Source organism: Paenibacillus sp. FSL L8-0436, from assembly GCF_038593025.1.
Lineage (GTDB): Bacteria > Bacillota > Bacilli > Paenibacillales > Paenibacillaceae > Paenibacillus_AQ.
The window spans coordinates 5,392,759-5,406,601 of sequence record NZ_CP151955.1 but is presented as its reverse complement, the minus strand read 5'-3'; the positions used below and the strand labels follow the sequence as shown (position 1 = coordinate 5,406,601).

The 13,843-nt window shown below is 51.6% G+C and carries 9 protein-coding genes; all 9 read left to right on the top strand.

Annotated elements, in window-relative coordinates; translation table 11 throughout:
• Position 1 precedes the first annotated feature (1 nt).
• Positions 2–3,112, top strand: a complete 3,111-nt coding sequence (locus tag NSS79_RS24870) for an alpha-mannosidase (RefSeq protein WP_342436560.1) — start codon at positions 2–4, stop codon at positions 3,110–3,112.
• Between the two features lie 24 nt (positions 3,113–3,136).
• Positions 3,137–4,456 (top strand): glycoside hydrolase family 125 protein, encoded by a 1,320-nt coding sequence (locus NSS79_RS24865; RefSeq protein ID WP_342436559.1) that lies wholly within the window; start codon positions 3,137–3,139, stop codon positions 4,454–4,456.
• A 19-nt stretch (positions 4,457–4,475) separates the two neighbouring features.
• Positions 4,476–5,474 carry a glycoside hydrolase family 130 protein gene (locus tag NSS79_RS24860; RefSeq protein ID WP_342436558.1) on the top strand — a complete coding sequence of 333 codons (999 nt, stop codon included), beginning with the start codon at positions 4,476–4,478 and terminating at the stop codon, positions 5,472–5,474.
• 5 nt (positions 5,475–5,479) lie between these two features.
• Complete coding sequence (locus tag NSS79_RS24855; RefSeq protein WP_342436557.1) at positions 5,480–8,224, top strand: alpha-mannosidase; 2,745 nt, start codon at positions 5,480–5,482, stop codon at positions 8,222–8,224.
• Between the two features lie 939 nt (positions 8,225–9,163).
• The gene (locus NSS79_RS24850; protein WP_342436556.1) at positions 9,164–9,844 is read left to right on the top strand and encodes a response regulator transcription factor; all 681 of its coding nucleotides are present in this window, start codon (positions 9,164–9,166) and stop codon (positions 9,842–9,844) included.
• Positions 9,841–11,598, top strand: coding sequence for an ATP-binding protein (locus NSS79_RS24845; RefSeq protein ID WP_342436555.1), 1,758 nt, complete (start codon positions 9,841–9,843; stop codon positions 11,596–11,598). Before NSS79_RS24850 ends, NSS79_RS24845 begins: the two co-directional genes overlap by 4 nt.
• Positions 11,599–11,639: 41 nt before the next feature.
• Positions 11,640–12,164: a CDP-diacylglycerol--serine O-phosphatidyltransferase gene (pssA, locus tag NSS79_RS24840; protein WP_342436554.1), complete on the top strand. Its 525-nt coding sequence runs from the start codon at positions 11,640–11,642 to the stop codon at positions 12,162–12,164.
• Between the two features lie 7 nt (positions 12,165–12,171).
• The gene (locus NSS79_RS24835; RefSeq protein WP_076114416.1) at positions 12,172–12,666 is read left to right on the top strand and encodes a DedA family protein; all 495 of its coding nucleotides are present in this window, start codon (positions 12,172–12,174) and stop codon (positions 12,664–12,666) included.
• Positions 12,667–12,860: 194 nt separating this feature from the next.
• Entirely contained in the window at positions 12,861–13,829 is a 969-nt protein-coding gene (locus NSS79_RS24830) for an SIS domain-containing protein (RefSeq protein WP_342436553.1), read from the top strand.
• Positions 13,830–13,843: the final 14 nt, after the last annotated feature.

Genomic DNA, 13,843 nt, shown 5'->3' with positions numbered 1-13,843 from the left:
CATGGAACGAATCAATCGGTTTATCCGCGAATTGGCCGAGCGGCAATGGCTTGAATACAAGGTCATTGAGGATTGGCAGGTGTACTCAACGGAATATCGGCAGCCGGGAGATTATGACACGCTGCAGGTGTTCCCGGGCAGTGAATCCTTTGGATTGTTTCCCAGTGTGCAGGGGACGACTTATATTCTCCGCACCACCTTGGAAATCCCTCCGGAATGGCCCGCAAAGGGAATCGGACTCATCTTCCAATCCGGCGGAGAAGGCCTGCTGCGTCTTAACGGAAGGTCCTGGCAGGGATTGGACCGCAACCATACCTTCGCAACATTGAATCCGGAGGTGGCCGGAAGAAGTCCAAAGCTGGAGATTGAATTGTATGACCCCATTCCGGAGCCCGACGATCCGCTGAACAAGCAGGCGGTGATACAGCCGCCGATCCGTTCCATCACCACCGCGCTGGTGAGGGTTAACCGGCCTGTGCAGTCCTTAATGTATACTGCGACCGTAATCCGTGATTCGGCGCTGCTGCTGCCGGAGCAGGATTTCCGGCGTGCCCGCTTAATGGAGGCGCTGAACCGGGCCATGGATTCATTTGTCCTGTTGCACCTTGAAGAGGTAAAGGACGGCATCCTGATCGGCGGCATCGAACAAGCGCTGATCGAAAGTGTCCGGAAAGTCGGCGGCAACAGTGAAGGCTTGATTCATATGGTAGGGCAGTCGCATATTGATATCGCCTGGCTGTGGCCAAAGCGGGAAACCGTCCGCAAGGCCAGCCGGACCTTCTCGACAGTGCATTCGCTGATGGCGGAGTATCCGCATTACCGCTATGCCCAGAGCCAGCCCCAGCTTTTTGCTTATCTGAAAGAGAATGATCCTGAACTGTACAGCAAAGTGAAGGAGCGGATTCGGGAAGGACGCTGGGAACTGGTAGGGGGCATGTGGGTAGAGCCGGATTTGAACATTCCCAGCGGCGAATCCCTGATGCGTCAAATGCTCTACGGCCAGAGTTTCTACCAGGAGGAGTTCGGACAACACTCCGAGATTGAATGGCTGCCGGACACCTTCGGTTATTGCGCTTCGCTGCCGCAAATATTGAAACACGGCAGAGTGCGCTATTTCATGACGACCAAGCTCGGCTGGAATGATACGAACCTATTCCCTTACGATTTATTCCATTGGGTCGGTATTGACGGCACCTCGATGCTCTCTTATATGAACCATGGTGTGAATGAGAACACCCTGCCTAAGGATATCCATGACCACTGGCAGTCTTACCGTGAAAAGTCAGCCCACAGCGAGCAAATGCTGCTGTACGGGCATGGCGATGGAGGCGGCGGGGTTACTAGAGAGATGCTGGAATATATTGACCGATCCGAGCTGATGGTAGGTCAGCCAGCTTCAGCTTACAGCACCGCGGCCGGATTCTTCGCGGGAATTGAGCAAGCCCGGCCGGAGCTGCCTTCTTGGCAGGGAGACCTGTATCTGGAGCTGCACCGTGGAACGTACACGACACACTCCCGGAATAAGCGCAATAACCGCAAAGCTGAAATTCTGTACCGGGAAGCGGAATTGTGGCAGACCCTTGCAGGCAGCCTCCTTGAGCCGGACCGGTCCGGAGAAGTGGGCCGTGCGCTGCATAAGGGCTGGAAGCTGATATTACTGAACCAGTTTCACGATATTATCCCGGGCTCATCCATTCCTGAGGTCTATCAGACCTCGGAGAAGGAGTACCGCAGCATTTTCAGCCTAGGCGAAGGCAGCCTGGAGTTGGCTATGGAAGCGGTGATTGCCGGTATCGATACACGCGGGGAGGGCACCCCGTATGTGGTGCTGAACAGTCTGGGCTGGCAGAGGGACATGATTGTTGACATACAGACTGGGATCAAGGAAGACAGCTTCCTGTCCGCCTATCAGGAGGATGGAACCCGGCTGGAATCGGAGACCCTCGTCATTGATGCTAAAACCATCCTTCGCATCCGTGTGCCTGAAGTTCCCCCGTTTGGGTACAAAACGGTCTGGTTGAGAGAAGTAGAGCCGCCAGCGGAGATGGACCGGAACTGCGCGGCTTTCTTTGAAGATAGCTGGGAAACCGCATTTTACCGCCTGATGTTCAATGAACGGGGGGAGATCGCCAGTCTATACGATAAACAAGGCGGGCGTGAGATTGTCAAACCGGGAGAGCAGGCCAACCGCTTTCACTTCTTCCATGACCGTCCTATTCTATGGGACGCCTGGGACATTGACAGCCGCTATGAACAGCAGCCGGCCGGAGAGGCCGTTCTGCTGGAGAAGAAGCTGATCTCCTCAGGGGAGGTCAGTGATGTGCTGGGCTTCCGCTGGAGTATCGGCCAATCCGAAATCGAGCAGGAACTGGTTCTGTACCATCAAGATCCGCGGATTGATTTCAAGACCAAAGTGGTCTGGAACGAAGCCCATAAATTGCTGAAGGTAGGTTTCCCGATCGATGTAATGGCCAGCAAGGCGACCTATGAAATCCCATTCGGTGCGCTGGAACGGGTGACACACCGCAATACAAGCTGGGAACAGGCGCAATATGAGGTGTGCGGGCATCGTTTTGTGGATGTGGCGGAGCATGGCTACGGCGTCAGTCTGCTGAACGACTGCAAATACGGGTATGACGTACAGGGCAGCACGATTCGGCTGTCGCTGCTGCGGGCGCCGAAATGGCCGGACAACACGGCGGATCTCGGCACCCACGAGTTCACCTATTCACTCTATCCGCATGCGGGAGATTGGCGCGAAGCCCACACCCTGCGCAAGGCTGCCGAGCTGAATCTTCCGGCACATGCGGCAGCATGTACACCAGAAGAAGGCAAGCTGCCGGCTTCGGGTTCCTTGATCGGCTTCAACGGGAATCACGTAGTGCTGGATACGGTCAAATTGTCGGAAGACGGGAGCGGCAGCATTCTGCGGCTGTATGAATCGGCGGGTGGCCGTGAAACGGTGGAGATCAGCTGGCCGCTGCCGCATGCGAAGGTATGCCTGTCCAATGCACTGGAGGAAGAAACAGAGGTACTTCATGAACAAGCAGGGAGTCTCCAACTGGAATTTGCTCCTTTCGAAATCAAGACGATTAAAATCATTCATTCATAGACTAGGCAGAAGGAGAGATTCATATTGGAACAATTCAGACTTCCTCATATTGTGATGCCGGAGCTGCCGCTGCCTCCGTCGATTGCGGCGGTACTGGCGGAAACCGATCAGAAGCTGGCACACCGGCCGAAGCTGCGGCAGCTGTTCCGCAACTGTTTTCCTAACACTCTGGAAACGACAACCAAGCTGCTGGAGGACGGGACCACCTTCGTCATTACGGGCGATATTCCGGCAAGCTGGCTGCGTGACTCGGTCGAGCAGGTCATTCATTATGTGCCATTTGCGGGCAATGATCCCGAGCTCCAGCGTATCATCGGCGGGCTGATCAAGCGCCATATTCAATACGTTCTGATCGACCCCTACGCCAATGCGTTTAATGAAACGGCGAATGACTGGCATTGGAATGCGGGAGATGTGACGGAGATGTCGCCATGGGTCTGGGAGCGCAAATTCGAAATCGACTCGCTGTGCTTCGTGATCCGGCTGGCCCATGCGTATTGGGAAGAAACGAAACGGACCGACTTCTTCACGGCGGATTTCAAAAAAGCGCTGCGGGTCATTACCGATCTGTTCAAGCGGGAACAGCATCACTTCGAGCAATCCGCGTACCGCTTCACCCGCAATAACGGGATTCCCGAGGATTCGATCCGCAACGGCGGACTGGGCATGCCGGTCAATTATACCGGGATGATCTGGTCCGGCTTCCGCTCCAGCGACGATGCCTGTGATTTCCATTACAACATTCCGGGCAATATGTTCGCGGTTGTGGCCTTGCGGCAGATGCAGGATTTCGCCGAATGGGTCTTCCGCGATCTGGATTTCCTGGCGGAGCTTAAGGAGCTGGAGCAGGAGGTCGACCATGGCATTAAGCTGTACGGCATCTACCGCCATCCGGAATTTGGACCGATTTATGCATACGAAACGGACGGCTACGGCAACTACAGCCTGATGGACGATGCCGGAACGCCGGGCCTGATCTCCATTCCTTACCTGGGCTATGTGAAGAACGACGACCCGGTATACCAGAATACGAGACGTTTCGCGCTCAGCAAGGAGAACCCTTTCTATTTCGAAGGCAAAGTTGCCAAAGGCATCGGCAGTCCGCATACACCGCCGGGCTATATCTGGCATATGGCGCTGTCGATGCAGGGACTAACGGCGGACAACAAGGAAGAGAAGCTGGCGATGATCGATATGCTGGAAGCAACCGACGCCGATACCGGATACATGCATGAAGGGTTCCTGGCAGATGACCCGCATATCTTTACCCGCAAGTGGTTTGCCTGGTCAAACAGCCTGTTCTCGCAATTGGTCTGGCAGGCGTTGAGAGAAGAAATCTTGTAACTGAAAAGGAGACATGATCATGACTACAATTATTGGAGACAAATTGTCAAATATCCCTTGGCAGGATAAGCCGGCAGGCATAAATGCACCCGTATGGCGGTATAACGCCAATCCGATCATTGAGCGCAATGCCATACCGAGTTCCAACAGTGTATTTAATTCGGCCGTCATTCCCTTTAAGGACGGGTTTGCCGGCGTATTCCGCTGCGATTCCAAATCCGTCAGCATGGATATTTTCGCCGGCTTCAGCGAAGATGGCGTGAACTGGAAGATCAATCATGAACCCATCGTGTTCCAAGGAGACCCCGAAATAATTACGCGGGAATACCGTTACGATCCCCGGGTTTGCAAGATTGATGACCGTTATTACATCTCCTGGTGCAACGGCTATCACGGGCCAACCATCGGGCTTGCGTATACCTTTGATTTTCAAACCTTTCACCAGCTGGAAAATGCCTTCTTGCCCTATAACCGCAATGGCGTATTGTTTCCGCGAAAGATCGGCAGCCATTATGCCATGCTCAGCCGTCCGAGCGATACGGGGCACACGCCTTTCGGAGATATTTTCTACAGTGAAAGCCCTGATCTTACCTTCTGGGGCAAGCACCGCTATGTAATGGGCACTGTTAATGGGGATGCATCCGCCTGGCAGTCCAAAAAAATCGGCCCGGGCCCCATTCCGATTGAGACCGACAAGGGCTGGCTGCTGATCTACCACGGCGTGATCAATACCTGCAACGGGTTTGTCTACCGCATGGGCTGCGCGCTGCTGGATCTGGACGAACCTTGGAAGGTAAAAGCACGTTCGCGCAACTATATTCTCGGCCCGGAAACCTTGTATGAATGTGTGGGCGATGTGCCGAATGTAACCTTCCCTTGCGCGGCGTTGACGGATTCGGCTACGGGACGGATCGCCATCTATTACGGCTGCGCCGACACCGTGACCGGACTCGCCTTTACCACTGTGGATGAGCTGCTTGAGTATATGGAGGAATTCCCTTTGAAGGCTGAGGTGTAGCACACTTGAACAAACAACAAACGGCGCATATCATTTCGCATACCCACTGGGACCGGGAATGGTATTTGCCTTATGAGCGGCATCATATCCGTCTCGTCCAGCTTGTGGACAGCCTGCTGGACAAACTGGAGCAGGACCCGGACTTCAAAAGTTTTTTCTTTGACGGTCAGACAATCATTATCGAGGATTATCTTCAGGTCCGCCCGGGCAACCGGGAGCGGCTGGAACGGCATATCCGTGAGGGAAGGATTTTTATCGGGCCCTGGTATATTCTCCAGGATGCCTTTCTGACCAGCCCGGAAGCCAATGTGCGCAATCTGCAGATTGGCCATAAGGACGCCCGCGTGTATGGGGAAGTTTCACGGATTGGTTATTTTCCCGACACCTTTGGCCTGACCGGACAAATTCCTCAGCTTATGGCGCAGGCCGGAATTACTAACGCATTCTTCGGGCGCGGGGTCAAGCCGACGGGATTCAATAACACCGTTTCCGACGACGGTTATGAATCCTCCTTCTCCGAGTTGCTCTGGGAAGGGCCGGACGGCTCGAAGGTGCTGGGCATCCTGTTCGCCAACTGGTATTCGAACGGCAATGAGATTCCGGTCGATCCGGCGGAGGCGAAGGTATTCTGGGACCGGAAGCTGTCCGACGCCGAACGATTCGCGGCTACGGATCAACTGCTGTTCATGAACGGCTGCGATCATCAGCCGCTGCAAACCGATTTGCCGGAGGCGATCCGTACAGCGCAGAGGCTGTATCCGCAGACGGATTTTGTCCATTCCAACTTTGCGGACTATGTCGGGGCTGTGGCAGCCGCTGCCCTGGACCGCGGCCTCTCTACGGTCAAGGGCGAGCTGCGGAGCCAGCGCACCGATGGCTGGGGGACGCTGGTCAATACCGCTTCGGCCCGGGTGTACCTGAAGCAGATGAACCAGCGCGGCCAGGCGCTGCTTGAGAAGGTGGCGGAGCCGCTAGCTTCCATCGCCAGGCTGCACGGCGGGGAGTATCCGCATCATCTGTTTACTTACGCCTGGAAGACACTGCTGCAGAACCATCCGCATGATTCGATCTGCGGCTGCAGCGTGGATGAAGTGCACCGCGAGATGGTGACCCGCTTTGACAAAAGCCGCCACATCGCCGAAGGCATTGTGGAGGGCAGCATACAAACCATCACCCAAGCGGTTGACACTTCCCTGTTCTCCGGGTTTGGCGAAGACGCCTTGCCGCTTGTAGCGGTCAATACAAGCGGCTGGAGCCGCACGGGCACGGTGAGCGTGGAGCTGGACGTTGCCCGCCTGTATTTGCGGGAAGGTCTGCCGCTGGAAGTAACGGCCAGCCGGATGAAAGCGATAGACCTGGACGGAAGGGTGCTGATCAACGAACGGGGGACAGAAGTTCCCTGCACCGTCGAGGATCTGGGCCTGTCGTTTGGTTATGATCTCCCGGACGACAGGTTCCGGCAGCCGTACATGTGCCGCAAGGTAAAGCTGACCTTTGAGGCTGCGGACGTTCCGGCGCTGGGTTGGCGCAGCTACGCATGGGTACGCCTTCAAGAGGGCAAGGGTTCACCGCTTACCGAAAAGGTCTCCCTGCTCCAAGGAGAGCAGGTGCTGGAAAACGCAAACCTGCGTGTAGAAATCATGGCGGACGGTTCCTTTGCGCTGACGCACAAGCCGAGCGGCAAGATGTACCGTGATCTTGGCATTTATGAGAATACCGGCGATATCGGCAACGAATATATGTTCAGACAGACGGCAGGTGAAACACCGCTCACTACCCAGGGCTTAGCGGCCGGCATCCGCGTGATTGAAGACACGCCGTACCGGGCTTCCGTAGAAATTACCCATGAGTGGGCAATTCCGGCTTCAGCCGGCTCCCTTCTGGAAGATGAACAGCGTTCGCTGGTCTACTATCCCGAGCGGCAGGCGCAGCGCTCCACGGCAACCGTGCTGCTTAAGCTGCGCACGGTGCTGAGGCTGGAGCAGGGCGGCAAAGGTCTGAAGATCGAAAGCTTCATCAGCAATACGGCGAAGGACCACCGGTTGCGGATGCTGTTCCCGACCGGTCTGGCCGCGTCCACCCACCGCGCCGATTCCATGTTCGAGCTGGCCGAACGCCCGAACGAGCCGGCGCCGGAGTGGCTGAATCCCAGCAATACACAACATCAGCAGTCTTTCGTGGATGTGGCGGAAGCAGGCGCAGGACTTGCAGTAGCCAATCTTGGGCTGAATGAATATGAAATTCTGCGCGACGGCCGTAATACGATAGCCGTAACCCTGCTCCGCTGTGTCGGTGAGATGGGAGACTGGGGCTGGTTCCCTACGCCGGAAGCCCAGTGTCAGGGCGAACAGACAGCGGAAATGCTGCTCCTTCCGCATGACGGAGACGTTGTGTCCTCCGGCGCTGCCGCCGGGGCGTATCAGTTCCAGATTCCTTGGATCACCGCCCAGGCGGAGCTTCAGCCGGGAACCCTTCCTGCCGTTTATTCACCACTTCGCTGGAGCGGCAAGACCGCTGCCTTGTCCTCGTTTAAAATGAACGAGGACAGCGGGGACTTGCTGATCCGCTGGTTTAATATGGAGAACAAGCCGTGTGAATTGCATCTGGAGACGGATATACCGAATAGGGGATTTTACAAATCCAATATTCTAGAGGACAAATCGGCAGTTCTGGACTGCGGCAGCGCCGTTGCACTGGAGCTGCCGGTTGGCGGACATGAAATTGTGACCGTGGGAATCGGCCTCGGCTAAAAGAAAACAACCCTTCTTCATTCTAGAAACCTAACTTATCTAAACAGCGATCCTCTTGTTACCGGAGGGTCGCTGTTTTTGTTTTGTCATTGGCTGCTCCGCATGAAGGTCGCGTCGGGGTCTTTCTTGCTGAAGCAGTGTTTGGTACTGCTGTTATTTTGGCAGCGGGGTAGCAGGTCCTTGCGAAATATCCGGACGGGAGCGGAAGTGTCCGCCTGAAAGCTTTCCGAAGGAAAGCTAGCATCGAAAGCATAAGCAGTCTTCGGATTTCTACCGCTAATAGCGGTTCAAATCAAGAAATTTGAAGACAACAGCGGCCGGAAGTCCAAATATTCACCGTAGTTGCGACTGATCTTGTACTCTAAAACCTTAAGTTCAATCTATATAGGTAGTTTTTTCGCTAGAGGCTTACGCCTCGGTATTTCAATGACTTCGCTCTTTTTCCGAAGGCGTGTGTGTACGTCCGGAAAGTGTATTCCTGGCTCTGAGCACGAACGGACCGAGTTGCAACTATTTGGGAATTTTAGCCTGTTACAGGAGGACACCGGACTCCAGCGCAGTTATTTCTCCCTGCTGACCGTTTTTAGATAGAATGCAGAGCAGATAAGGTCGCCTGGGTCCGCAAAAGAGAATAAACAGGTGTTTTACTCTCCATAGCGCCTCCTGAGTCCGTTACGAGTAAACGAACCCGCTGCGGGCCTTTAAGGCCCCTACTTTCAATACTAAATCCTTGCTTCCCCAGAGCTCTTCCAGTTTGAAGGTATGCTCTAGTTTCAATCCACCTTTTCCAGTTTCACCAGCGTCCACAATCAACACTTTTATATCTCGACTTGTATCTGTAGAATCAAGTGGGGGGGGTGTTCTGTCTAAGGACACATGAAGGACATATCACTCGATTAAGCTGGAAAATATAAAAATGGTTTGAAGGCGGGGACTATATTGAAAAAGAAAGTTCTTCTCGTTGAGGATGAAAGCCGCATTCGTGAACTTGTTTCTGATTATTTCATAAAGAACGACTGGGAAGTACAAGAAGCGGATAATGGAAAAGATGCATTGAGCTGGTTTGATTCGCTGCAACCGGATCTGCTGATTCTGGATATTATGATCCCCAAGATGGACGGCTTTGAAGTGTGCCGGGAAATTCGCAAAAAGGCAGCGATACCCATCATATTGTTGACGGCCAAATCCGGAGATGAAGATAAAATTCACGGTTTTGAACTGGGTGCGGATGATTATGTGACGAAGCCGTTTAGCCCAAAAGTACTGATAGCCCGGGCCAATGCGCTAATGAAACGGGTCGAAGGAGGCCATTTGCCGGAATCCGGCATCGTGAAGTTTGGTTCCGCGATGTTTAATACGCTGGCCCATCGGCTTGAGGTTGCTGGCATGGAAGTGGAGCTTGCTCCTAAGGAATATGATCTGTTATGGCTGTTGATCCGAAATAAGGGCATTGTGATCTCAAGGGACACGATCCTTACCCGGATATGGGGGATTGAATTCGAAGGCGATTCCCGTGTAGTGGACAGCCACATCAAAAAACTGCGAAGTAAGCTGGGGTATGAGTCACGCTATATTCGCACGGTGATTGGCACCGGGTACATATTTGAGGACGAGGCATGAAAAGATGGGGAATTACCTTTAAGCTGTTCGTGATGACAGTTGTGTTTTTTGTCTGCTTTTACGGGATGGTGATTTTGAGCCAGCTGTTTTTCTTTGACAGCTTCTATCAGCAGCAGAAGGAAAACCGCGTGGAGAAGCATCTCAAGAGCTTTGGGTCAAGCTACACAAGCGAGTCGTGGGATACGACCAGGACTTCTCAGGAGCTTGCCCGCTTCATGCTGCGCAATAAAACGCAGCTGGTTATTATGAAGCTGGACGGCAAGATGAAGTCGGAAGACCCGTTTCATATGAAGGTTATGAATGAAGACGGCCAGATCATAGCTGTTTCTTTATCCCTGTTCATCAATCAGTATGGAGATGAGTTCAGTGCAGCGAATATTAAGCTGGATGATCCGTTGACCATTCAAGGAGATCAGCTGATTGAAGGAGATGCCTCCTCACCGGAGCTCATATTTCCCACTAGTATAAAAAAACAAGGGGCCGCAGCCATTGGGGATGAATCAGAGGGAGGAGACACCCAATTTTCCGGTATTGTCACGGAAATCGTCTTACCTAACCTGAAAATATGGAATCCGCGTCAGGGCATCCTGTTTGAGGCCTTGGACGAGTGGTTTCCGTTGTCTGAGGCCCGGGTGGAACAGTTCAAAGGACTGCAAATGCAAAAAGCGGATTGGACAGCTCCTTGGGGGGGGATTCGCAACTCTGTGATGATTCTGCCTGTGCAGCAACGCAACGGAGATATTGATCTGTTATTCACTGTCACTTCCTTACAGGAGGTTAAGGATTCGAATGATGCGCTGCGCTGGTTCTTTTTATATCTCGGAATCGGAGGTTTTGTATTTATTCTTATACTGTCCTACTTCTATTCTAAAATGGTAGCCCGTCCACTGATCAAGCTGAACAAAATTGCCAAACGTATGGTTTCCCTGGACTTTACAGGACATCCCTCCATCCGGCAGAAGGATGAACTTGGAAGCTTGTCCAATAGCATGTTCACCTTATCACAAAGTTTAGACTCCGCCTTGAGTGAGCTGAGGGAGGCCAATCAGCAGCTGGTCGAAGATATGGAGCGCAAACAAAAAATGGAGACCATGCAGCAGGACTTTTTTGCCAATGCCTCTCATGAATTGAAGACGCCTCTAAGCATTATTAAAGGATTTGCCGAAGGATTAGAAGACGGAGTAAGTGCTGCCAAACAGGATTATTACATTAAGGTCATTATAGAGGAATCTGAAAAAATGGGATTTCTTGTGAATGATATGCTGGATTTGTTCAGATTGGAGTCGGGGACGACTAAACTCCGGAAGACCTCCTTCATGCTGACGGAACTGACGGAAAAGGTAGCGGACAGGCTGATTCACTTTCTGCAGGAAAAGCAGCTGCAGGTGATGATAATTCCTGCTAATGAATTGCCGGTATACGCGGATGCGGGCTGGATCGAACAGGTTATTCTTAATTTTCTAACCAATGCAATCAGGCATGCCGAAGATGGAAGTACCATAACCGTGAATGTTCAGAGCGATGAGAAGTCTACTGTATTCTCTATTCATAATAAAGGTGAATCGATACCCGAAGATCAGCTGGGGCAAATCTGGGAGCGGTTCTACAGGGTTGAGCCTTCCCGGAGCCGGCTGACAGGTGGAACGGGACTGGGGCTTTCCATTGCAAAGCGGATACTGGATATGCATGGCTGTAGTTATGCAGTGGAAAATATCGAGGAAGGCGTCAAATCTATGGTTAGATTTGAAGGCTAATCCCATCAATACATGTACTGTAGCGAAAGGAGTAAGACAGCATGAAATGGAATTGGCTGCCTTCAATGTTTACTCTGGCAAATTTGGGAATTGGAGCATTCTCTTTGCTCTTCACAATTCAAGAACGATATAGTTTGGCATTAACCATGATATTGTTAGCGGCTTTGTGTGATGTAATCGATGGTTTGCTGGCCCGGTGGCTGCATTGCACCAGCGATTTCGGCAAGCAATTGGACTCACTGGCAGATATCATATCCTTTGGATTGGCTCCTGCGTTTCTGATTTTGTTGTACAAGCTGGAAAATGTTCAGTGGCTGGGGACCCTGGCTGCAGTTGCTTTCCTGATCTGCGGCGCACTGCGGTTGGCCAGATTTAATATATCAGCTTCTTCGAAGGGTTTCGTAGGAATGCCGATTACTGCTGCAGGGGTGATCCTTTCGATGATCTCTTTGCTGGATGGACGGATGAAACCGGAATACATAGTAGTATTAATGTTGATGCTGTCTATAATGATGATCAGCCGGATTCCCTTCCCTTCTTTCAAAAAAAACTTCAACAGGAAGTGAAATATTGATGCCTTGGATGATGGAGTTAATTTCACATTACGGCTATTTAGCAATTTTTGCTCTTTTGGCGCTTGGAATTCTTGGACTTCCCGTACCTGATGAAGTGTTGATGTTGTTTGTAGGGTATTTGTCGTCCATTATGGTTCTGAATTTCACACTTTCGGTACTGATCGGCTGCATAGGGTCTATAACAGGAATGATGATCAGCTACACCATTGGTTTGCGGCTGGGACAACCGGTAGTGAATAAATACGGCAAGTGGATTGGGCTTACCCCGAAGAGGTTTATCAGAGTCAAGGGATGGTTTATACGCTTTGGAATTTGGACGGTTGCTTTTGCCTATTTTATTCCGGGGGTCAGGCATGTTGCCAGTTATATTTCCGGTATCAGTGCCATGCCCTTCAAAAAATATGTATGTATATCCGTTGCATGTGCGCTGACCTGGTCACTCCTTTTTGTTTCAATTGGCTACTTTATAGGTGCCAAGGTTTCTTTCTCCTAGACGTATCAACGCTAATCCGAAGATCTGGCGAATCAAACAATAATACTCCTTTTCAGGGCTTGCCTAATCACAAGTTCTGGAGAGGAGTTTTTTTTGGGATTGGGCCCAAAGGGGGCTTGACACCTTTTTTGAAAGCGGTTATATTTATCTCGTAAGTAATACGTTATATAACGTTATACAAAGGAGAGAATCAAATGAATGTACATCAGGTTGTTGAAGCTATTCATGGAAAAGTAAACAAGGGGATTTCAGAGGTTTATTTTGTAGCCTGCGGAGGTTCGCTGGTTGATATGTATCCCTCAAAGTATTTTCTTGAAAGCGAAGCGAAAAAACTGGTAGCGGGTCTATATACGGCTAACGAGTTTGTTCATGCTTTGCCTAAACGTCTGGGCAAACAATCGGTAGTCATTGTTTGTTCTCATGGCGGAAATACGCCGGAATCGGTGGCTGCTGCACAGGCTGCCAAAGAAAATGGCGCACATACCATTGGCTTAACCCATAATCAGGAGGCCGCGTTGCTGAATTATTCCGATTATTCTTTCCTGTATGAATGGGGAGATGACAGTGACGTCAAAAACAATCCGATGGCTATCATTCTGGAGCTCGCTGTAGAATTGTTGCATGTGACTGAAGGTTATGCGCATATTGACGCTTTTCAAAAAGGCTTGCAAACCATTAACGGTATTATTAACCAGGGTAAAAAGCAGGTTGCTCCACGAGCCCGTGTATTTGCCGAAAAGTACCGCAACGAGGAGTTGTATTATATCCTGACAAGCGGAGCTTCTTATGGTCATGCTTACGGATTTGCGATCTGCTCGCTGATGGAAATGCAGTGGCTTCATGCAGCGGCTATCCACTCCGGCGAATTTTTCCATGGTCCCTTCGAAGTGACCGACAAAGAAACTCCATTCATCTTAATGATTAATGAAGGCCGCACCCGTGAGTTGGATGAACGCGCACGCACCTTCCTGAATCAATATGCTGAAAAAGTCGAAGTGATTGATGCTAAAGAGCTTGGCTTAGGTGTTATTGCCGATGAAGTCGTGGAATTCTTTAATCCGGTATTGTTCTACAGTATTATCTGCGTCTACCGCGAGGCTCTGGCCGAAATAAGAAATCATCCGCTGGAAACCCGCCGTTATATGGGGAAAGTAGCCTACTGAACGGGAGTGTAAAC

Bases quoted from the DNA above. Each gene is read 5' to 3' on its own strand.
- NSS79_RS24870 (WP_342436560.1), top strand. From the start codon at position 2: ATGGAACGAATCAATCGGTTTATCCGCGAATTGGCCGAGCGGCAATGG.
- NSS79_RS24860 (WP_342436558.1), top strand. From the start codon at position 4,476: ATGACTACAATTATTGGAGACAAATTGTCAAATATCCCTTGGCAGGAT.
- NSS79_RS24845 (WP_342436555.1), top strand. From the start codon at position 9,841: ATGAAAAGATGGGGAATTACCTTTAAGCTGTTCGTGATGACAGTTGTG.
- pssA (WP_342436554.1), top strand. From the start codon at position 11,640: ATGAAATGGAATTGGCTGCCTTCAATGTTTACTCTGGCAAATTTGGGA.
- NSS79_RS24835 (WP_076114416.1), top strand. From the start codon at position 12,172: ATGCCTTGGATGATGGAGTTAATTTCACATTACGGCTATTTAGCAATT.
- NSS79_RS24830 (WP_342436553.1), top strand. From the start codon at position 12,861: ATGAATGTACATCAGGTTGTTGAAGCTATTCATGGAAAAGTAAACAAG.